15 protein-coding genes and 1 tRNA gene are annotated in these 20,868 nt (G+C 42.9%); 5 read left to right on the top strand and 11 right to left on the bottom strand.

Annotated features, from left to right (window positions below; translation table 11 throughout):
• Positions 1-26: 26 nt before the first annotated feature.
• Complete coding sequence (locus tag ACM0OZ_RS29390) at positions 27-2,417, top strand: tetratricopeptide repeat protein (protein ID WP_414586375.1); 2,391 nt, start codon at positions 27-29, stop codon at positions 2,415-2,417.
• A 521-nt stretch (positions 2,418-2,938) separates the two neighbouring features.
• Here the strand turns inward: ACM0OZ_RS29390 and ACM0OZ_RS29385 are convergent.
• The 4 genes from ACM0OZ_RS29385 to ACM0OZ_RS29370 form a co-directional block, all read right to left on the bottom strand.
• Positions 2,939-4,072, bottom strand: coding sequence for a hypothetical protein (locus tag ACM0OZ_RS29385; RefSeq protein ID WP_414586374.1), 1,134 nt, complete (start codon positions 4,070-4,072; stop codon positions 2,939-2,941).
• 379 nt (positions 4,073-4,451) lie between these two features.
• On the bottom strand, positions 4,452-7,892 hold the full coding sequence (locus tag ACM0OZ_RS29380) for a caspase family protein (RefSeq protein WP_414586373.1): 3,441 nt from the start codon (positions 7,890-7,892) through the stop codon (positions 4,452-4,454).
• A gap of 341 nt (positions 7,893-8,233) precedes the next feature.
• On the bottom strand, positions 8,234-8,386 hold the full coding sequence (locus ACM0OZ_RS29375; protein WP_414586372.1) for a hypothetical protein: 153 nt from the start codon (positions 8,384-8,386) through the stop codon (positions 8,234-8,236).
• Positions 8,387-8,419: 33 nt separating this feature from the next.
• The gene (locus ACM0OZ_RS29370) at positions 8,420-8,569 is read right to left on the bottom strand and encodes a ribbon-helix-helix protein, CopG family (protein WP_414586371.1); all 150 of its coding nucleotides are present in this window, start codon (positions 8,567-8,569) and stop codon (positions 8,420-8,422) included.
• 15 nt (positions 8,570-8,584) lie between these two features.
• Between ACM0OZ_RS29370 and ACM0OZ_RS29365 the strand changes: the two genes are divergently transcribed.
• Complete coding sequence (locus ACM0OZ_RS29365; protein WP_414586370.1) at positions 8,585-9,952, top strand: RNA-guided endonuclease InsQ/TnpB family protein; 1,368 nt, start codon at positions 8,585-8,587, stop codon at positions 9,950-9,952.
• Here ACM0OZ_RS29365 and ACM0OZ_RS29360 read toward each other — a convergent pair.
• From ACM0OZ_RS29360 to ACM0OZ_RS29350, 3 genes are all read right to left on the bottom strand, one after another.
• Complete coding sequence (locus ACM0OZ_RS29360; RefSeq protein WP_414586369.1) at positions 9,908-10,387, bottom strand: hypothetical protein; 480 nt, start codon at positions 10,385-10,387, stop codon at positions 9,908-9,910. The two genes, ACM0OZ_RS29365 and ACM0OZ_RS29360, sit on opposite strands and share 45 nt — an antisense overlap.
• A gap of 100 nt (positions 10,388-10,487) precedes the next feature.
• Positions 10,488-10,841 carry a winged helix-turn-helix domain-containing protein gene (locus tag ACM0OZ_RS29355; RefSeq protein ID WP_414586368.1) on the bottom strand — a complete coding sequence of 118 codons (354 nt, stop codon included), beginning with the start codon at positions 10,839-10,841 and terminating at the stop codon, positions 10,488-10,490.
• Entirely contained in the window at positions 10,838-11,494 is a 657-nt protein-coding gene (locus tag ACM0OZ_RS29350; RefSeq protein WP_414586367.1) for a hypothetical protein, read from the bottom strand. Before ACM0OZ_RS29350 ends, ACM0OZ_RS29355 begins: the two co-directional genes overlap by 4 nt.
• Before the next feature lie 94 nt (positions 11,495-11,588).
• Here ACM0OZ_RS29350 and ctpB point away from each other — a divergent pair, with 94 nt between their 5' ends.
• Positions 11,589-12,914 (top strand): carboxyl-terminal processing protease CtpB, encoded by a 1,326-nt coding sequence (gene ctpB / locus ACM0OZ_RS29345; protein WP_414586366.1) that lies wholly within the window; start codon positions 11,589-11,591, stop codon positions 12,912-12,914.
• Positions 12,915-13,688: 774 nt separating this feature from the next.
• Here the strand turns inward: ctpB and ACM0OZ_RS29340 are convergent.
• Positions 13,689-15,227: a slipin family protein gene (locus ACM0OZ_RS29340; RefSeq protein ID WP_414586365.1), complete on the bottom strand. Its 1,539-nt coding sequence runs from the start codon at positions 15,225-15,227 to the stop codon at positions 13,689-13,691.
• Positions 15,228-15,920: 693 nt separating this feature from the next.
• Here ACM0OZ_RS29340 and ACM0OZ_RS29335 point away from each other — a divergent pair.
• Entirely contained in the window at positions 15,921-16,049 is a 129-nt protein-coding gene (locus tag ACM0OZ_RS29335; RefSeq protein ID WP_414586364.1) for a hypothetical protein, read from the top strand.
• Positions 16,050-16,201: 152 nt separating this feature from the next.
• Here the strand turns inward: ACM0OZ_RS29335 and ACM0OZ_RS29330 are convergent.
• The 3 genes from ACM0OZ_RS29330 to ACM0OZ_RS29320 all read right to left on the bottom strand — a co-directional run bounded on the left by ACM0OZ_RS29330 (position 16,202) and on the right by ACM0OZ_RS29320 (position 18,240).
• A tRNA-Cys gene (locus tag ACM0OZ_RS29330) sits at positions 16,202-16,271 on the bottom strand.
• A 185-nt stretch (positions 16,272-16,456) separates the two neighbouring features.
• A complete protein-coding gene (locus ACM0OZ_RS29325) occupies positions 16,457-17,467 on the bottom strand; it encodes a zinc-dependent alcohol dehydrogenase family protein (RefSeq protein WP_414586363.1) in 1,011 nt (336 codons plus the stop codon).
• Between the two features lie 173 nt (positions 17,468-17,640).
• Positions 17,641-18,240 carry a peptidoglycan-binding domain-containing protein gene (locus ACM0OZ_RS29320; RefSeq protein WP_414586362.1) on the bottom strand — a complete coding sequence of 200 codons (600 nt, stop codon included), beginning with the start codon at positions 18,238-18,240 and terminating at the stop codon, positions 17,641-17,643.
• 690 nt (positions 18,241-18,930) lie between these two features.
• Here ACM0OZ_RS29320 and ACM0OZ_RS29315 point away from each other — a divergent pair.
• Positions 18,931-20,196 (top strand): HhoA/HhoB/HtrA family serine endopeptidase, encoded by a 1,266-nt coding sequence (locus ACM0OZ_RS29315; RefSeq protein WP_414586361.1) that lies wholly within the window; start codon positions 18,931-18,933, stop codon positions 20,194-20,196.
• Positions 20,197-20,868 lie beyond the last annotated feature (672 nt).

Below are 20,868 nucleotides of genomic sequence, written 5' to 3'. Positions count from 1 at the left end.
ACTTCAGTTTTCAAGGGAGCATAAACATGGAAACTTTACGATTAGGCTCATCATATCATATGATGATGGAACTGCACAGCTTATTACAGGAGCTAAATTTGAATCCTGGTTCAGAATATGAGGTATTCAACGAACAAATGGAAGCCGCTGTGAAGGAGTTTCAACAGCAACAGAACATTACTGTAGACGGGATTGTTGGTCCACAGACTTGGGAAAAGCTAATTGAAGCCATTTCATTTCTAGATAAGAATGAGTTAAAAATTACTGCGACAGAGAATGCTGAAGTTTACTTTAACCGAGGAGTAATTTTTACTAATAACTACGATTACTACAAAGCTTTAGGTAATTTTAGCCGAGCAATTCAACTAGACCCTAACTTTGTAGCAGCATATTACGAGAGAGGACTTCTGTATACATACGTATTTTTTGAAAGGCAAAAAGCAATAGAAGATTTTACTCAAGCAATTCAGTGTGATTCTAATTTTGCTGCGGCTTACTTAGAACGAGGAGCTCTTCGTTATCAAGAAGAAGACAAGCAGGGAGCAATTGATGACTGGACTGAGGTAATTCGCATTGCTCCAAACAATAGTGAAGCTTACTACTGCCGAGGCATTACCCGTGAAGAATTGGGAGATAGCCAAGGAGCAATAGAAGATTATATCCAAGTTTTTCAGGTTTGCAGAGGAGTTTGCGAAGACGATGTTAAGGAGGTAATCCAAGAAGATTTGCAGCCTACTGAACTTGAATCCGACCTTGCCCTTGTTTACTATCGAGGAGTTGCCAGGTACTATGGAGAAAACTCTAAGTATAGAGAAGATTACTCAATACTGCTAAGTGAATTGTTCTCAGAAATTCCTTCTAGTACTGATAATTTGTCACTAGCAATTGAGCTAGATTCTAGTTTTGCCCCAGCTTACTACTACCGAGGTCGTGTTCAAAATTCGGCTGGTGATTTTACTCAAGCAGCTGATGATTTTACTCAAGCAATTGAGCTTAATCCAGAATTTGCCTGTGCTTACTATTACCGAGGGTTGGTGCAGATTAACGAGAACCAGCAAGGAGCAATAGAAGATTTTACTCAAGCAATTGAGCTTAACCCAGATTTCGCTTTGGCTTACTATCAACGAGGACTTCTTTACTCAAAACTTGGAAACGAGCTTGAAGCGATTGAAGACTACAAGCAATATTTGCGTCTTGATCCAGAAATAACTGAGGCTAAATTATATCAGGTAGCGTCTTACCTAAAACAAAAAGTTACTGAGAATTATCTGCAAACACTGCAAAGTTCTCCTCAAGATGCTGATGCTTATATAAAACGCGGTAGGTTGCGCTTCTGGTTAAGTGACAAAGAAGGCGCTAAAGCTGATTTTACTCAAGCAATTGATATTAGTCCAGATTATACCGTGTCATACTATGACCGAGGTATGCTTAATTGCCAAAGTATGTTTACTATTGATTTTCAGGAAGAGGAAGCGAGACAAGATTTTCAATCATGCATCGAATACAATCCTAATTTTGCTCAAGCATACTTCTGTTTAGGTTATGTCCGTTATTATCAAGAGACTTGGGGGGATGAAGAAAAGGATGCAAAAAATTTAGATCCATTAGATCCAGATGTATTTGCCGCTGTCAGCGAATATTTTACTCAGGCAATCAATAAAAATCCTAACTTTACTGATGCATACTATTTCCGAGGATGTTTGCGTATTAGGGATTTTGACGAACAGGATTTCCCTCAGGAAGCAATTGAGGATTTTCAATCCTGCATTCGCATCAACCCCTATTTCTATACCTCTACTTTTTATGTAGGAGACTTTGAAAAATATCTTTACCTTGATGAACATAATCAAAAAGCTATTGCAGAACTAACTGAGGTGATTCGCAGTAATCCTGAAGATGCAAATGCTTACTTAGAGCGGGGTATTACTCATTACAAATCTGGTGAACAGCAGGCGGCGATCGCCGATCTTACAGATGCAATTCGCATCAAAGCTGATGATGCAGATGCTTACTATTGTCGTGGGTTAGCTCATTACATACAGAAAGATTATACCAGCGCTATTGAAGATTTTACTCAAGCAATAGCAATTGATCCCTTGTTTGCCGATTTATACGCTCTACGAGGGATTGCATATTATGACTCCGGCAATTTACAACAAGCAATTACCAATTGCAATCAGGCAATTTGGCTTGCTCCTGTTTATGCCAATGCCCATTTTATTAAAGCTTGTTGCCACAATGATCTTGGGCAAAAGGCAGTGGCTCAAAAAGGTTTCAGAACGGCGGTTGATCTGTGGCCTATTCCCTCATTATTTAGTGAGCAAACGGGCGGCGGAAGTTACCAAACCACACCTTCCACCATTAGACAAACAGATACTCGACAACAGATCGCGCAGAGCACAGGAGGGGGTAGGTAAGTCGGCGTGAAAAAACCAAACTATGTGAAGTGCTGTAGACGGCGGCTTAACAACTGTAAACACGAGATTAAAAAATCGGCGATCGCTTCGTTACTCGGTGACACGCCCGCACACTCCGCTATCATCCGACGATTGATAAACTAAATATCGAACTTTGGAGGCGATCGCCTCCAAAGAACTTATGAATCGGTATAGCAAAATTAGAAATAAACTACACTATTTTGATAGACTATTAATATTTATTAAAAATAATTATTTTATTGTATAATAATATACCCCTATTTTATCACTCTCCGAAAACAAAAATCGAAGGCAACTTTTAAAACTCTGATTGGATTAGGTTTGTGGCAATATTTTCTAATATGATCGATACAATCATTGCTTTAAACTAAAACTCTTGCCTGGTAAGGGTTACATCTTTTTATCTACGGAGAGTGACAGAAGAGGGGTATTTGGTTATATATACTTTTAAGGTCAAATTGAAACTATTAACTTGTGTTGAAACTAAAGCCTATACAATATTATTTTTTGTCATCGCTATTGCTCTTGCCATCACTATTATTTTTGTCATCAATGGATGTATGCAATGCGTTATCATCTCTATTACCAGTAAAAGCACGTTCAGCCCGACTTACAATATCTCTAGCAAATCTTTCACTAAAACCAATAAGAAATGCTACCGAATAATAAAAATACTGTTTTTTTCCAGGTATACTTTCATCAACTTTTATGGGAAGCGTATTAGAGCTAATAAGGGTAACTAACAAAATTCCGAATGATGCGCCTATGATAGGTTTAAATGCACCGATAATTATAGGTAGAGATGCATCTTCATACTTCTCGGAGTCATACTCTTTAATTCTAGTAAGAATACTTATTAAACTGCCTAATGCGCCTGCTGAACCTGCAAGAATTATTATAGCAATGTTTTCTTTATAATCATTAAAATCATTATAATTACTTAATGGGTCTTTATCTTGCTTCTTATTGTCATTGGCGGTGCTATCAGTTGTATACTTAGTCAAATTATAAGTGTTAGCCGAATTACTAGGGGCTTTATTCTCATTGCTTGAATTATTAATTTCTTTGTCAATGATACTTTGTTTAAAGTAGGTAATTTTTGATATAAAATCAATATTTATAACTGTAATTATTGGTAAAATAATATATATGGGAAGGGCTATAATTAAACCAGTAATTACTTTTATCGGTGTGGAAGTGGCATGGATAAAATATTTATAAATATTCCAGAGATTTCCTAATATAAAGTTTTTTTCTCGCCGTACTTTATATTCAATATTACGTCTTATTTTTCTAGAAATAACTAATTTTGGTTTAGAATGAGAAACAAGAATAATCGCACTATGTACGAGTTGCATCATATCTGATAACCGCTTTTCACTTTCTGCAATATATTTTTCTCGCTCTTGTGTAAATAAACCTCCTAAAAACACTTGTAGTTTATTACGTTTTCTCATTTTTAATCTTAATTCTTTAAGTTCTTCTAATAAATTAATTAACTTACCAATTTCTATCTCAACTTCATTACTTAGAGCAGCATCTTTTTGTAAAGTAATTAGCTCGTTGCTTATTTGTTCTTCTTGACTTGACTTATGAGAATCTACAAAATGTGTATTTTTGTGGTTATCTGGCATAAATTTAACCCTTCAAGTCTTTACTGAGGCAGGACTTACGCAACTGGTACAAATATCGGGCAGAGGGCAGCCCTGACAAGCGACAATTTAAATCAAACCAAGCACATAAGAATACTTGGGCGTTTTAGTTGCTGCATTAAATAATTAGAAAGCGATTTATTTCTTTTTTTAGCAGACTACACTGGACAAACTCTGTTTCCATCTTATTAAGCCAGTTATTCTCTGACTCAAGTACCATCTTTTTCAAATACTCAAGGCGGGGATTAAAATTTCGGTAAAACTGATATTGAGACATAAATAACCTTCTTTCAACAAAAATCACAGTTGTGAGAAAAGCAAAAGTAAGAGAAGAAAATCCCTACTTTTGCTTCTTTGCCGTTTATTTCTGCTGTGCGAAAGCTGCAATCAAAGCTTTTAAGCCTTCTGGGTGGTTGAAATAGGTCAAGTGGTCGCAAGCCACTTCTTGAATTTCAGGAGGAAGTGACCGTCCATCTGTGACATTCCTGATACTTTGTACAGTGACAGCGATATCATTTGGCTGTCCAAAGAAAGGTAAAGCAACAACTTTTCCAAATAAGTTTTGCATGAGTCGTTCTAGCAAACTAGATTTTTCTCCTTGTTGCTGCACGGCTGCAGGAATAATCGATGTGTTACCAGCAATAATCGAGTAGGGAATACCAGGGTCATCACTCTGTGCTAAAGTCTTAAGAAAATCAGAGTTGGGCTTCATCTGGTCTAGCGTTACATCAACAGCCTCTATTGCACTGATTAAACTCCCCAGCACTTTCACGGGCCAAGCGACTGTAGAGAGGCTATTAAGTCCAATACCTAGAGCCAAAGTTGCCCAATCTTGAACAGTGGGCCAAGGAGAACCACCATTTGGCGTACCTAACATAATGAGGTGTTGGACAACTTGGTTTCCTCCTTCTCGCTCAATAAACCAACGGGAAACTAGCCCTCCCATTGAGTGAGCTACAATATGCAAGACTTTGCCGTGGTTAGCTCCCAAACCCAATGCTGCGAGTCGTTTTTTCAAATTCCGAGCATTTTCTTCAATTGAAGTGTTAATGTTTTCGTAGTCAAAGGTCAGGACTAGGTCGTAGAACTGGCTGATGGAACGTTTTTGTCCATCCACTCCAATTGTGGGTTGATGGATGCTAGAAACTAAACTTTCAGTATCGCCAGTAATCCCGTGGACATAGACGACAATTCGCTTTGCTTGCGCCACCAGCTGTTTAACTTGTGCCTGATCAGCCTCGTATTTTACTGATTGGTCATCACCAACAGAAGCCACCGCAAGCATGGGATACTGATATTCCAACCCCAACTTCTCGCTGATCACTTTCTGAAATAGAATGCGAATAGCCCCTTGCAAGCTGCGACGACCTTCACTCACGGGTGCTGGCAATCTTTGTAACTCAATTTCAGTCTTACCCTCTTGATTTGTTTTCCCTCGACCTAAAGGCAGGAAAAACTCACCGTTGTAGCCAACAGGCAAAAGGTGTTCATCTTTACCTAAGGTTGTGTCAACCAACAACTTTAAGGGCGTATCTGGAGTCACGACTGTATAGTCTTGCACATTGTTAAGTTCCACCACGCTTAATCCTGGGTCTGTGCCTCGGCTGCTAGTAAATTGAAAGGCTTGGGTCACTTCAGGATTTTCTCGTAAGATAGGTGGTAAAATTTTATTCCCCAAGTCCCGACTTGTCTGTGGTATTGTCGTTAAACGAACGTTAGCTTGTAAGCTGGGATGCGGCTGCAATCTGACACCAGTCCCTAATTCCTTCTGTTCTGTGGGAGAAACTGAAGTAGCTTCCAATGGGCGAACAGTGATGATTGTGACTTCCTCAGCGTACCAATCATCAAACCTGCCGTTACTCTTAGGTTTGATATCACGGTGTTGAACCCGATTCATCAAACGATCCAACGTACCTTCATTCGGGGACGCCAAATCTCTTTTTGTGGGTCGAGGAACGTCAAGTGCTTCCTGGGTAAGTAACCGAGCATCAAACTCGGCAGTGCTTACAATTAATTTAATAATGTCTTTGTACTCGGTAATTCCTTGTTCCCATAACTCATCTGGCACTTCCAGTTGCAGATAGTGCCCATCTAAAGCCCAAGCTTCTTCCCCTGGCTCTAGTTTTATACTACCTGCTTCAAAAAACGGAGCGCTGACAGCGTAAAGGTCTGTAAGATTGACCAAAGCACAGTGAAGTGGCTTTTTACTATTGTTAGTTAGTTTGAGCCGAAAAGCCGGAGGTTGCCACTCATCGTCGCTGTAGTTGTACTCCAAACGCATCTGCTTAGATTGAGAGATGTCTTTATCTTCAAACAAAAGTTGCATCTGGATATAACCCGGTTGAATCTGGCTGGTCGCAGGGCTTGAGAGTTCAGCAATAGTCGTCCAACGGGCTATATGTTCTAAGCGTTGAATTGCTTTTTTTGCATTCTCTGGTGTGTAACCATCAATCTGTGCCACCAACGGTCGGTCATCTGCGGGTCGAGCAATCAAATACTGCTCATGACGGCACAATAGGCGAAACTGTGCTTGAGTGAGTTCCTGTTCTTCACGCACATAAGCAGAAGGTTGGTTTCCAAAACCGACTGTTTGCAATGCTTGGCGTGCTAAGTTGACACCTGCTTCATCTCCGTCAAAGTAAATTCCCAAAGGTGGCAATGGTAAGCTAGTGACAACGGCTTTGAAGGTGCGTTCAGAAGTCAAGTTTTCCACACCGCTGATATTGATCTTACTGAGCGATGGCAGTACTTGTGTGACTTCAGCTTCACCAATGGACTGAGACGGGTTGTGCAAGTCCTCAGTGTTGCTGTCTATTGGGAACAGCGCCAGTAAAGTTTTTTCACCACTAGAAGCAATTTTTATTCCGTGGATAGCACCAGCATCAATGACCCAGCCATTGTTCTTGTCATGGCTTACAGTGAAGTAGGGGGTACGTTCTGCGATCGCACCATCAAGGAAAAATCCGTTTTCATCCTCACCATGAGTCACTTCAAACTGAGGGGACTGAGTTGTGACCTTGCTGCGGACTAAGGCATTGGCTTGCTTAAACAAGTTCCGATAAGTCAGCTTTCCATTATTTCGCAATGTTTCTAGCAAAAAATAGGAAAAAGCTCCCCGTTGTTTGCCGTTTCCATTGTATTCCTTGGCTTCCTCACTATCTCGGCAAGCCCCAAAGAGAATATGACGACCTTTGGGTATGTTCCAACCAGTGGGAGATTCTTCAAGACTACGAGAAGCAGATAGTTGTTCTAAATCTTCAAGTGAAAAAATAAAACTATCTAGTGGTCGCTCACGTTTATCTGTAGGAACACGGCGTATCCCCGTTTCTTGTAGCGGGTTTTTTGTACCAGAACCAGAATGACAGCAATCCAGGATAATAGTAATATTGGGGTCTTTTGCTGCAACTTCAGCAATTAATTTCGCCAATTCTTTATCTGCTAAATCCCAACCTCCTGCATGGCGGCTGTCATAACAGACCAAAGTTTCATCGAGTCTGTCTGGTTCTAAGTGCCAAAATTCCTGTGGTGCTTGTTCTTGAGAACCATGACCGCTGTAATAGAAGAGAACGATATCGTTACTCTGTGCCTGACATAGATGCTCCCGAAACCCATCAATAATTGCCTGACGAGTAGCATCTTGGTTTAAGAGTGTGCGTATATGAAGCTGATATCCATCAGTAGCAACCCGTCCTTCCAGATATTCTTTTATAGCTACGATGTCATTAACGCAGCCATTTAAGGGAGAGACTGGGCTGAGGTATTTGTCAATGCCAATCAGCAGCGCGTATATGTTACGAGTCATGACGATATAACCTTGATTACTGCTGGCTCTTGTAAGAAGATCTATCAGGCAATGTCTTTGGTAAGTAGCAATCAATACCTATTAATAAGACGAAAAAGTTGGAGGTATTTGCACGTGGTTGAATTAGCTCACGCTATATATGCTGAGACATTCTGGAATGATCTCCAAGCAAGGTCAGTTGAGAGAACTTTACTATTTAATAGGTGAAACACAAGTTGACTTATGCAGAAAGCTGACAGCCCTAGAGCAGAGCGCAATACGCTTACAGGCTTAAATCGCATCGCCCGTCTACGGAGGGGTTTCCACTAGCTCAACACAGCTAGCTGCTTTTCCTTAATTTGTCACAATCGGGCTACAGTAAAATTGGGTTTCGCGACGGAAATAATACTACCGCTAGTGCTGCCATAAGTGCTATCAATACCGCCATCTAGACCTCCCTTCGGGTACTCCCGCCACACGCGGAGCGTTGGCGGTGATGGGGAATTGCGGGGCAATGGAAGGGACTCGATGTCCCTTCCATTGCCAGATCAACTATCTTGAGTACGCCTAATTTTCTTTTTAAGACTACGGATAAATTCACGAATCACCTCTGTCTGAGTTCTACTTTCTTGTTCGCAGTAAGCTTTAAGGATTTCTAGTTCTTGCTCTGGAAGTCTAATATCTATGCGAGTAGTCATGCTAGGTACGGAAAAATGCTGTACAATAGTTATATGCTACTCACTTACCAGTACAAACTTAAACCCACGCCAGAACAGGTTGTCACTCTTGAAACCTGGGGTGAGTTGCTGCGTCGTCACTACAACTATGCACTAGGGCAAAGACTGGATTGGTTAAGTCGGACAAGGTCACAGATTGACCGTTGTAGTTTAGTTTGTGAACCAATTGGTGAGATTCCAGACAAGACTGACTATTACACACAAGCATCAGATCTCAAGCAAACTAAAGAACTGTTTCCCGACTACAAAAATATTTACGCTGACTGCCAACAACAGAACTTGATGAGGTTGGACTCATGCTGGAAGCGTTGGTTAATCCCTGACAAAAACGGTAAGAGGGGAGGACGCCCGCGTTTTAAGAAGCGCGGTGATATCTGTTCTTTTACGTTTCCGCGTGTTAATTCTCCAAAGGCAGGCGCACACCTAACAGGCAAGACTCTCAAGCTGTCTAAGATTGGTGAGATTGAAGTTATTCTGCACCGTCCAATTCCAGATGGATTTGAGATTAAGCAAGCAACGATTTTACGCAAAGCTGACGGATGGTATGTAAGTTTCTCCTTGGAAGATAAAACCGTACCCTATGAAGTACCAATTGATGAAATCAAAACAGCTACTGGCATAGATGTTGGTTTAGAGAAGTTTTTAACAACTGCTGATGGACAAAGCATTGAAGTACCACAGTATTATCGGAAAGCGCAAGCAACTTTAGCTCGAAGAGCTAGCAAGCTTGCACGTAAAACTAAAGGGTCTAAGAACTACCAAAAGCAAGCAAACAAGGTTGCCAGACTTCATTTGCACGTTGCCAGACAAAGAAAAGAGTTTCATTATCAAGTCGCACATTGGTTAGCTAACTCCTATGACTTAATCATTTTTGAAAACCTGAACATTAAGGGCTTGGCTAGAACACGACTAGCTAAGTCGATACTAGATGTTGCCTGGGGTGCATTCCTTCAAATCATGCAAGCAGTGGCGGTAAAACGCGGTAAGCATACACGAGGAGTTGACCCCAGAGGGACAAGTATCAATTGTTCCGGATGTGGCGAAAGAGTTGAGAAAACCCTTGCGGTTCGTGTTCATAGTTGTTCTTGTGGGTTGGTCATTGACCGCGATTGGAACAGCGCACTGAATTTGAGGCAGCGCGGTCTTGGGGTTTCACGCCAGGTGCTTCAAGCGGGGGAACCCCGCCAACGCACTGGCTCCCCAAGTGGAGCGACTCGAGTGTTAAAACATGGGTCGGTTGGACTACCGATTCCTGGCTGTGGAGGATACTTGGATGCAAGTCCTGTGAAGCAGCAAGTCTCATTTGTGAACTTGAGATGCTCCCGCTACATTGCTTGCAATTAGCGGGAGAGTTGTCACTAGTAACACCGCTATGACCACCAGTACCACTGCGAGTGCCACCATCAGCGCCGTTAGTGATACTAATCCATGATTCGCAACAGGCAAAAGAAAAACTTCATTTTCGTTTACATGAAAAATCAGGACACGACTGGTAACAATAGCTCTTGTAAAGGCTCTCTTGCTAGAGAAAATATCAGGATTATCAACTAATAAATTTAGTAGCCTTAGACCCTGTAACCCTTTGATAGCAATAGTATCATTATCAATATAAGTGGCATTCAATTTTTGTACGTAATTGTATATCTCTGTAGTAGGTAAATTGGAGTGGTAGAAAAGGGGAGTGACTTGAGTGTTAGCGTAAGCTGGGTATGGTGCTATTACAGCCGAGCTAATTGCTACACCAACAGTCGTCACTGCTAATTTATGATAAATATTCATTAGATTTCTTGCAAAAATCCTGTTTAAAGCTATTTAGAACCGCAGATGGACGCAGATAATTTATTTGTATTTTCGAGATATCTAATTGGCTAAAGTCGAGCTAAACGGACTGAGGTGAAAGATCTTCAGAAGGTGGGGCGCTTGATTCAGTTGTACTGTCAATAAACTGCTGCATCTGCTGGCGATAGGTTTCAAAAGCTGCACGACCCTTTTGACTCAGTTGGCAGATGGTTCGAGGTACCTTACCTCGAAAGGTTTTCTCAACCTCAACATAGCCTGCTTCCTCCAATTTCGTGAGATGACCAGTTAAGTTACCTTTAGTTAAACCTGTCTCGTGCAACAGGTAGAGGTAGTCAACCTGCTCCCAAGCGTAGAGAATGGTAACAATCATCAGTCGGGCTGGTTCGTGGATGAGGCGATCAATTTCCATTAGGTTGCGAAAGTCATGACTCATAAGATTTCCTGACTCAAGGGTGGGTTTTGACGAAGGAAAATCCAGAGGGTGATGCAGCCCGAAAGCATCTCAATCATCCCCATCAGACTGCTATAAAACTCAAATCCCAACACAGTGTCCATTCTGGCGAACAACAGCCCCACAACCAGTACAAGAGAAACGGCGGCTAGCAGGTAGAAGCGGGGCAGGTCCCGTACGTACCCCATGTACAAATGCATACTGGCCATAAATAACCCAAACAAGACGGGAAACTCTTGTAGGAATGTCGGCGGCAAGGTTTTGGTTAAGATGAGCAGCGCCGTACATATCTCAAAGCTTAGTAAACGGAAAAGCCAGTGTTGCCAAACGACTGGGCGGCGAAAAGGAAACGCGTAACCAACTCGCAGATAAGTAAGGTTAGTCTTTAATTGTAGCACAACGTAGGCGATCGCCCAAAACACACCCAAGAGCAGCAAAACAGCACTGATAGCCAAGACAATGAGCAGCAGTACGCGACTGAGTAGGCTCTGTGGGAGTAGTGCAGGAAGATAAAAACTCAGTACCAAATTTAGCCCGCAAACGCACAGTAACATACTGCCAACAGCTAAGTCGGGAAGACCATCAATATACCAGAAGCGGAGCGTACGCCCCATGAGTTGGTTAACGTTGTGCATACTGGGTCGTTGTTCTCGAATATTAAAAACAAGTTTATTGCACAAACCTGTTTTTTTTAGATAGAATTCACAAAAAGGTTAAAAACCTAACACAATGTTTCAATCTTCAAACCGCTGCTCGCTGCTCCAAACTTGCTTATTCAATGGAGTGCTGGCTACGACTGCTGCTTTATCCTTAGTCAGTTCTGTTGAATGTCGTCCAGTCCGCGCGGAGTTACAAGATAGCCCAAAAGCTCTGGTAGATGAAGTTTGGCAAATCGTCTACCGCCGCTATGCTGATAGCACATTCAATCAGGTTGATTGGCAAGCAACCAGACAGAGCCTGTTAAGCCAAAACTACACCTCCCGTGAACAAGCTTACGCTGCTGTACGTGAGGCATTAAAAAAGCTCGGAGACCCTTACACTCGCTTTTTAGACCCCAAACAGAACCAAGCGCTGAATGAGCAAACAATTTCCGGGGAAACGTCTGGGATTGGGATTCAGATAAAACTCGACGATACAACCAAGCGGCTCACTATTGAGAAAGCTCTGGAAAATTCCCCAGCATTCACTGCTGGCATTAAGGCTGGTGATCAGATTTTAGCAATTGATGGTAAACCCACTCAAGGAATGAAAGTGGAGGATGCTTCCAAGCTGATTCGCGGTCAAGCTGGTACACCAATTATCCTGCGGATTGGGCGGCAGCGGCAAAGTGACTTTGACGTAAAGATTACACGCGCAACTATTGAATTGCCAAAGGTGAGTTACACGCTCAAGCAAGAGGGTTCAAAGCGTGTTGGCTTCATCCGTTTATCAGAGTTTAGCGCAACTGCACCCAAGCAAATGCGTCAAGCAATCCAAGCTCTCAGTCGCCAGCAGGTTGGTGGGTTTGTGTTGGATTTGCGCGGGAATGGCGGTGGGTTGGTAGGTGCGAGTGTGGAGATTGCCCGAATGTGGTTGGATAAAGGCGTGATTGTTCGTGAAGAAGAACGTGTACGTGGCAATATAGAGTTCAAGGCAAATCATACAGCACTGACACAAAAGCCTTTAGTGGTTTTGGTAGACGGAGATTCTGCCAGTGCTAGTGAGATTTTGGTTGGAGCACTCAGGGATAACAACAGAGCGGTGATTGTTGGGAGTAAAACCTTTGGTAAAGCTCTAGTTCAGCAGCTTCATCCCCTCTCGGATGGTTCAGGACTGGCAGTTACAGTAGGTCGTTACTTCACGCCGAAGGGAGCGGATATTAACAAAATAGGGATTATGCCTGATGTCAAGATAGACTTGACAGACGCCCAGTTGCGACAGCTAGCAACGAACCCAGCTTTGATTGGTACTGCGTCTGATCCTCAGTATGCTCGGGCGATCGCCGTTTTGATCAACAACTCCTTCACGGCTGAATCCTCGCCAAATCCATCGTTCATCCCAACTGGAAAAAGCTAGGGCATCGTTTCCCATTTGTTTTGGGCGCATTTACCGAAGCCGTTTCAGGAAAAATAACTTCGACTACATTCGGGAACCCGTCTATTAACCTGCTGGAATAATTCATTGCGACTTCCATCAGGTAAATTGTGAAGCGATCAAAACTTGAAAAATTTTGGTTGTGTTGCAATTGATTGAGGATAGAAGAATTGCTCGATACAGGTGTAGTTAGCCTGATTTCTCACAAGTCTCACAGCGAATTTAGCCTGAAACTAAAATGGCTTGACTTTTACCAAAAAGATGGGTTTAAAGCCCCGTCCTTCGTTTGACGGCTTTGGAGCGCGAATTATCTCAAGTACGGTACAATAATAAATGGCAATGCGGTAATACGCCTAGATAGCCAACGTTGGTAGCTCGCCCTTCGGGTTCAGCAGTCGCTCATGGGGGAAACCAACGCCAGTTACCTACGGAGGGAAACCCTCCTGCAGTACTGGCTCCCCAAGACCGCGCTGCTTCACCATCCACAATGCACAAGCTAGTGCTCTTGTTGTGGAAATGAAAAATAAAAAGAATTGAATAAATCCTTTCAAACGCGGTCGGACAGTCCGTGTACGCTTGTGGACGTATCCAAACGGGGGCATCTGAATGCTTGCATTCAGATGCCTAGAGAGGACGGATGAAGCAAGAATCCTCGTACCGCGATAGTCGAGGAGTGTCAACTCAAGCAAATAGAGGTTTCGATTATTCACGCCTTGGTTAACCTTGGCAAAATGATCATAGGCCATTATTAGGGTTTTATTGGCGATTAATCCGAATTAAGTCGGTCAAAATGCTATCTAAGCTCCCATTGACTTGGATTTTTTCAATCTTCTCTGCAATTCGCTCCAATACTTCTAATTCCTTCAAACGCAACGCGACGGGGTTATCCTCCATCACCTTAGCAGTATTCAACATACTGCGAGTAGCAGCAGTTTCTTCACGACGACGAACTCCATTTGCTTGGGCTGCTTTTTCGGCTTCTACTACCTTGCCCAAAATCGTCTTAATCTCACCAGGGAGAATAATGTCTTTTACTCCTACCGAATCTACTTCAATTCCATAGTCTGAGGTTTTCTGACGAATGTAATCAAAAATACTTCTATCAATCGCACCTTTATCCTCCAGTAACGCATCCAGAGTTTTTTCGCCAACAGCACCACGTAAAGCAAATTGTAGCTCTTTGTATAAATAGCTAGTCAGATCTGATAAACGGTTTTTGGCAGTTAGTGGATCGAGTATGCGGTAGCCAGCAGTTAAGTTTAAGCGCAAAGGCACTTTATCTTTAGAAAGAATATCTTGACCGGATACTTCCATAGTTTGCAGGCGTTGGTCGAAGACTTCCGTTTTTAAAGAACGCCCAAACACCCACCATGCGTGCCTTCCTGGCTGGAGTTGTGTTTGAAACTCTTGATTGATGTACAGTAGCCCCATGTACTGTGCGGGTACTTCACAAATATGTAAACAATTGCGGCTTAAAGTTAAAGCCTCTGGCAAACCCGAAACTAACTCAGCAACTAAGCGAGATGGCAACTTAGCATCGGTGGTGATGTCAATCACCTCTATCTCCACACCTCGCCAAAACAGCTTGCGACTGCATGGCGCTAGGATGGAAACGACTTTACCTTGATAGCGTACAATGGCTACTTGCTGATTCTGTAATTGTACTGCTTCGCAGTAAGCAGCTACAAATTCGGGATGTTGCTCAATCAATACATCTTCTAAAGGAAATTGTGGATTCGGTATAATACGGCTCTGGGTACGGACTGAAACATCTCTATTCACGACCCAAAAAGCGTACTCACCAGGTTCTAGCGATCGCACAAAGTTATTCTGCACGTAAAGCAAACCAATCTCATACTCCGAAATTTGGAACTTCTTGATTTCATTCAAGGCAATTCCACGTACTTGCTGTACGAATTCAGTAGGTAATTCCAAGCTTTCATCTAAGTTGAAAAGATGTGATTCTACGTCAATAAAACCACGCCAAAAAGCTCGTAGTTGATTTGGTGCAACACTGACCCAATTTTGCCCCAAGCGTACTAAAGCAGCTTGATTGAAAGCAGTTCTAACGACTAAAAGATATTGCTGTAACTCTGCACTGTGCAAACGCAGCAACAGTTCCAAGTTCTCTATCTTGGACTCAGGTTGGTTGAGGTCATAGGTTTTTACTTGCCAATGCCGACCAAAATAGGTGTAAGTACCAGGCTGCAAAATTTTTTTAAAATCACTGCGGTGATATAAGATTCCAATCTCGTTAGGCTTGATATAAAAAGTTTTCCAAATGGAAATTTGCATAGATAACTTGGGCAGTTGTAGCCGATGCAGAAGGTTTGATAAAAACATTTATAGATTTGGCGTGGAGAATTTAACAATCCTCGCTCTCATCCCCCGGTGTAGGAACGGAACCGGGGGATGAGAGCGAGGGCAGAATTTCTGGTACAATACGAGTAACATTGGTTAAAAAACCAACCATACTCCGCGAAAACCAAGCGGCACTCACAAAAATCAAACTGCCTGCGGAAGGCGGGCAGCTGCGCGGGTTCCTCCTTGAGAGGATAAACGGCGAAAGCCGAGAGACGCTGCGTAAGACCAAATCGTGGTAACACGACGAGGCAGCGGCGAATGAGACGCGTGCCTCCTGCGGAGGAGCTAACGCTAACGCGGAGCGTGCGCCTTAGCGCTTAGCCCCGCACGTAGCAAAAGCGAAGTGCGTGGGTACTTCACCCCTGTGTTCTTATAAAGAGGCTGTATCTCGTGCATTAGTTAGAGGTAGAGACTCCAGCTCTGTTCTGAATTTGGCACCAAAGGAGTCAATAACTTTTGACTCTTTATAATACATATACTACACAAAATTTTTAAACTCTGCAAATGCAGGTGTTTACAGTTCAGTTGCGGGCAAATTGCATCTCCTCTGACTGGATTAAGATTGCTGTTTCTTACACCTAGACTACTTAAGAGCAATCTAGAAAAAGACAACAACGCTCAAATATGCCGTTGGGTTTGCCAGTTCCAGAAAACTGGATCTGGAAACCGAAGGAACATACTCAAGTTAGGGAGATAACATCTGCTCTGGCTCCTTCACTGCTACTACCGAACATCAGTTATGATGACCAGTAGTAAGCCTACATCGCAGAGTTCATACTATATAATTGGCTACCTTCTTTTGGTAGTGTCTTTTGACCCGGACAGGGTTGGCGGAAAGTACAGGAATCGAACCTGCAACACATCGATTATCAGTTGATCGCTCTAAGCGTGAGCTAACTTTCGGGAGTTTGATGTAGGAGTTGAACCTACGTCCAGCCGATTGCTTCGGATGCTCTGCCACTGAGCTAATCAAACAATAGAGTAGTGACACGTTGCTCTACGTTACACGTTCAATCCAGAGGTTGACGTGCCAGTTGGGTATACAGAACCCAAACTATAGCTCGGCTTATGTATTACTCCTTGTTACTTACTGTAGCACAAACAAAGATGAGATTGCATCCTTACTAAAGCGCAAAGAGCGCTTACTATAAACCATGCTTCTAGAAGCGCAGGGCTATTTTACCGAAATGCGCCCCACTCTCCATGTACTCCAACGCTTGTCGTGCTTCCTCAAACGTGAACACTCGGTCAACAATAGGTTTGATATTATGCAAAGCGATCGCCCGGTTCATTGCCTCAAACATGGCGCGACTGCCTACGTAGATGCCTTGTACAGTAATACCTTTGTGCAAAATAGATGTTGTACTGACATCTGCGCTGAATCCAGTAAGCACCCCAATCAAACCGATATACCCGCCGTAGCGAATAGCACGCAGCGATTTGTTGAAAGTTCCTGCACCGCCAACTTCTATGATGCGATCAACTCCCACGTGATTTGTCAGTTCCCAAACTTTTTCATCCCAGTTCGGCGTGGTTTTGTAATTGATGACTTGGGATGCACCAAGTTGCTTTAACTTGTCTAACTTCAAGTTGCTGCTAGAAGTGGCAATGATTTGCGCCCCCATGATCTTGGCAAACTGTAGCGCAAATAAAGAAACCCCACCTGTACCTTGTACAAGAACAGTATCGCCAGCTTTAAGCTTGCCATCCGTTGTAAGGGCGTTCCAAGCTGTTACAGCAGCACAAGGTAAGGATGCAGCTTCCTCATCAGAAAGGTGTTCTGGTACATGAACAACGCCGTCTTCATGAAGTGTTACGTACTCAGCCAAGATACCATCAATAGCACCGCCCAGCGCTGATTTTGATTTGTCTGCGGAAAATTCTCCTTCTAACCAAGTTTGCATGAAGATACCAGCCACGCGATCGCCTACTTTAACTCTAGTGACCCCATCGCCAACCGCAACCACTTCCCCCATACCATCCGAGAATGGAACAAACGGTAGCTTTTGCTTGGATCCATATGCTCCTTTGACAGTCAACAAGTCCCGATAATTGAGCGAAGCAGTACGCATCTTTAGGAGAACCTGTCCCGCCTTTGGTTGTGGTTCTGGTCTTTCAACCAGTGTCAATGCATCCAGACCTTCTTTAGACTGAACTTCCCAAACTTTCATCGCAGTTCCGTATTGTTTTTTCTACTGCTTGCTTACCACAAATTGGTTCAATTTTGAATCTGCGTTACCTGAACAACCCAAGGTTTTTCTGCTAAATTCCCAATAATTTTCAAGCTTAGTGAGTCATCTAAGGGCGGCTCACTAAGCTTGCAAAAACAGGCTGTACGAGTTGGTTAACCTAAGCTAACGGTTCTATCGCATGCCACTCTGGAGACTTCAAACAATTTTCCCCAAGTATTGGCACCAACTTCTCCATCTGTGCGGATATTTGCAGCTGCTTGGAAATTTCTGACGGCTGTATCGATGTCTTGTGAGAAATTGCCATCGAAGGAGTCATTGCTAATATAATTGAGAGCGAGTAACATCTGTTGCAGCAATCTTACAGCTTCACCCTTATCATCTTTTTTGAGAGTTGGCAGGTCGTTGCCGGTTATATTGGGAAATTTTACAGCGTCATCCCATTCTGTAGGTCCGCAAGTGCGATAGAAATTGTCGCCTAAAGCACGCCAAGTCTTCTCTCCAACTTGCCCATCAACTGTTAATTTAGGACGTTCGACATTAGGAACTGAATTATATTGTTGTTGGAATTGTTTGACAGCATTCTCTGTGTTTGCACCAAAGTCTCCGTCTACTCCAGCGCCACTAACATTAATGCCATAGCTAATCAACAGGAATTGCAAGTATGCTACAGCCCGACCCTTAGAACCTCTTTTCAGAATTGGCAGATTTTTCGTTGCAGTAGTCTGTGCAGCAGATGGATCGATAGATGTCATTATTGTTTTCCTTATATTGTTTGTTGTGTTTGAGTTGTGGAATTTTGTTTTTCCTTGACAATAAATAGTTGAGGCTAATTTTGACTTATGCAGTTTGAGCAACTTTGGCGTTGTGCCGAAATTCCTGTTTTTCCGCAATTAACCTGACACAGAAATTCTGAGTAGAGCGGATTGGGGATTGGGGACTGGGGATTAAGTTATCAAACGAAAAATTATGGAAGGCTTCGCCATGAGCGCTCAGCCGAACGGGGCAATAAAGGCCATCACTTAGTCGGGAGCATTTTCCCCAACAACCGTCGCCAGTGCCCAAGGAGAGGAGCGGCATTCCTCCACCCACCAACTTTGTACGTATGGTGGGGACTCCTTGCCGCAACCAGTTAAATGCAGTGTTTACTTGCTTGAATCTAATGTTATTTTCATCAGTTCAACTGGTTGCAGGCAATACAGTAATGTTCTGAAAAGTTCAGGGAAAGTTCTGCTCAAGTAACGATAAGTATATTTGCTTAGCATGACTAAGAGCGAGTGGCAGTACGCCGAACAGCACAACCCCCAAGTCATAATGGTTGTAGAGGCGCTGATATGATCAACGCTGATTTTTTGAATGTAAGTTACAAAATGTTAATAGGTTGTAGAAACTCGATTTATCAGCTTTCTACGACCTGTAAGCTCTTTGGGATAGCAGAAATTACTATGTCTTTGTCATCTTCTGAAGAACAACGTTTCTCGCCCCTGTTGCGTCAAGTGACTAGCCATGTTTTGGTGGCTGTTTTGAGTGTGGGATTGACTTTAACGACTTTATGGGCATTTCCCAACCTGCAAATTCTGAAGCGGTCATTGCCTATTGCTACCGCACCAAGTACGACCACAGTAGAAACAACTGCAGAAACGACTGCACCGTCAACAGCTGCTTCCCAACAAAAAGTTGCTATCCGCAGTTTTGTGAGTGCTGCTGTCAATCGAGTTGGACCCGCTGTCGTGCGGATTGATACAGAGCGTACTGTCACCATGCGTGCGCCTGACTCGTATTTTGGGGATCCCTTCTTCCGGGAGTTTTTTGGTAATGACTTCTCTTCCAGAGTGCCTCAAGAGTACCGCCAACGCGGAGAAGGGTCTGGTTTTATCATTGACCCCAACGGCATGATTCTCACCAATGCTCATGTTGTCAGCGGTGCTGATTCTGTTACCGTCACCCTTAAGGATGGACGAAAGTTGAAAGGAGAGGTGAAAGGAGTAGATGAACCTTCGGATTTGGCGGTTGTCAAAATTAATGGCAAAAACTTGCCAGCAGCCCCCCTCGGTAACTCCAAGGATTTACAAGTCGGTGACTGGGCGATCGCAGTTGGCAATCCATTAGGGTTAGACAATACTGTTACTCTAGGTATTATCAGCACCTTAAACCGCTCTAGTGCTCAGGTTGGCATCCCCGATAAACGCTTGGACTTTATCCAAACCGATGCTGCTATCAATCCTGGTAACTCTGGCGGTCCCTTGGTTAATGAGGAAGGTGAAGTCATTGGCATCAATACAGCGATTCGTGCTGATGCTCAGGGAATTGGGTTTGCCATTCCCATTGACAAAGCCAAGGTCATTGAACAAGCTTTGGCTCGTGGTCAGAAAATTCCCCATCCTTACATCGGTGTGCGGATGATTACCCTCACCCCAGAACTGGCAAAACAATCTAATAGCGACCCGAATACAACGTTGACTTTACCACAAATCAATGGCGTGTTAGTGATGCAAGTTATGCCCAATAGCCCTGCTGCTTCTGCTGGCTTGCGTCGGGCAGATGTCATCATTCAGGTAAATGAACAAGCGATGACAACTGCCGAACAGTTGCAAGAGTTGGTAGAACAGAGTCGAATTAACCAGCCCTTGCAGTTTACAGTACAACGAGGTGATCAAACTCAGCAGATCAGCGTGCGACCGGGTGAACTCCGGGAAGCCGCTTCTGAGTAGTAAACTACCCCACCCTGCCTAACAGGTCTTGGTGGGGTCAGAAAAGGATTTGGGTCTGAAAAATCAATTAAGTTTTGTCGTTTTATTTTTTTGTTGGTAAGACTTAATCCCACACTTCTTTGAAAGCAGATTTCGAGAGATTCCGGCAGATTCTCTACTCTCGCTCAAATAAACGGCGCTTAAGGTTCTGGAAAACTTTTCGATTTACTGACACTAGGGCATTTGCAATTGCGATTGCTCCAAAGGGGCAATCGCAGATGAGAATAACCTTAATACAGTTTGGTTGATTGTTTATTCGCACTTGATTAATAACTGTCGCAACTCTTTTAAGGGCGAAATGTGAGTTAGAAAGATTTGTAATATTACTTTAGTAAAGTAATATAAATAAAACTACTTTCTGGTTCTATTTCTTCGCTATTAATTAACTTAAGAATTGAATAAATTGTTATTTGCTTGATTGAGTTAGAAAATAATCAAATCAGCAGAAATCCACATTTGGATAATATTAGACTTTTTGTCTATAGCAGTCCTAAATCATTTATGAGAAACACAGTATTGGTTATTAGCATGGAAGCGTTAAGTAGGGGTTTGTTGCCAACGTCCGACTATAAGCATCCGTGACAGGTTAAGATTCTGACGTTTTTGTCAACAAGTAATATTACTTAATCATAG

The sequence above is a fragment of the Scytonema sp. PCC 10023 genome (assembly GCF_963920835.1).
GTDB lineage: Bacteria > Cyanobacteriota > Cyanobacteriia > Cyanobacteriales > Nostocaceae > Kalymmatonema.
The sequence above is the reverse complement of the archived record's forward strand: the minus strand, read 5'-3'. Positions and strand labels throughout refer to the sequence as shown.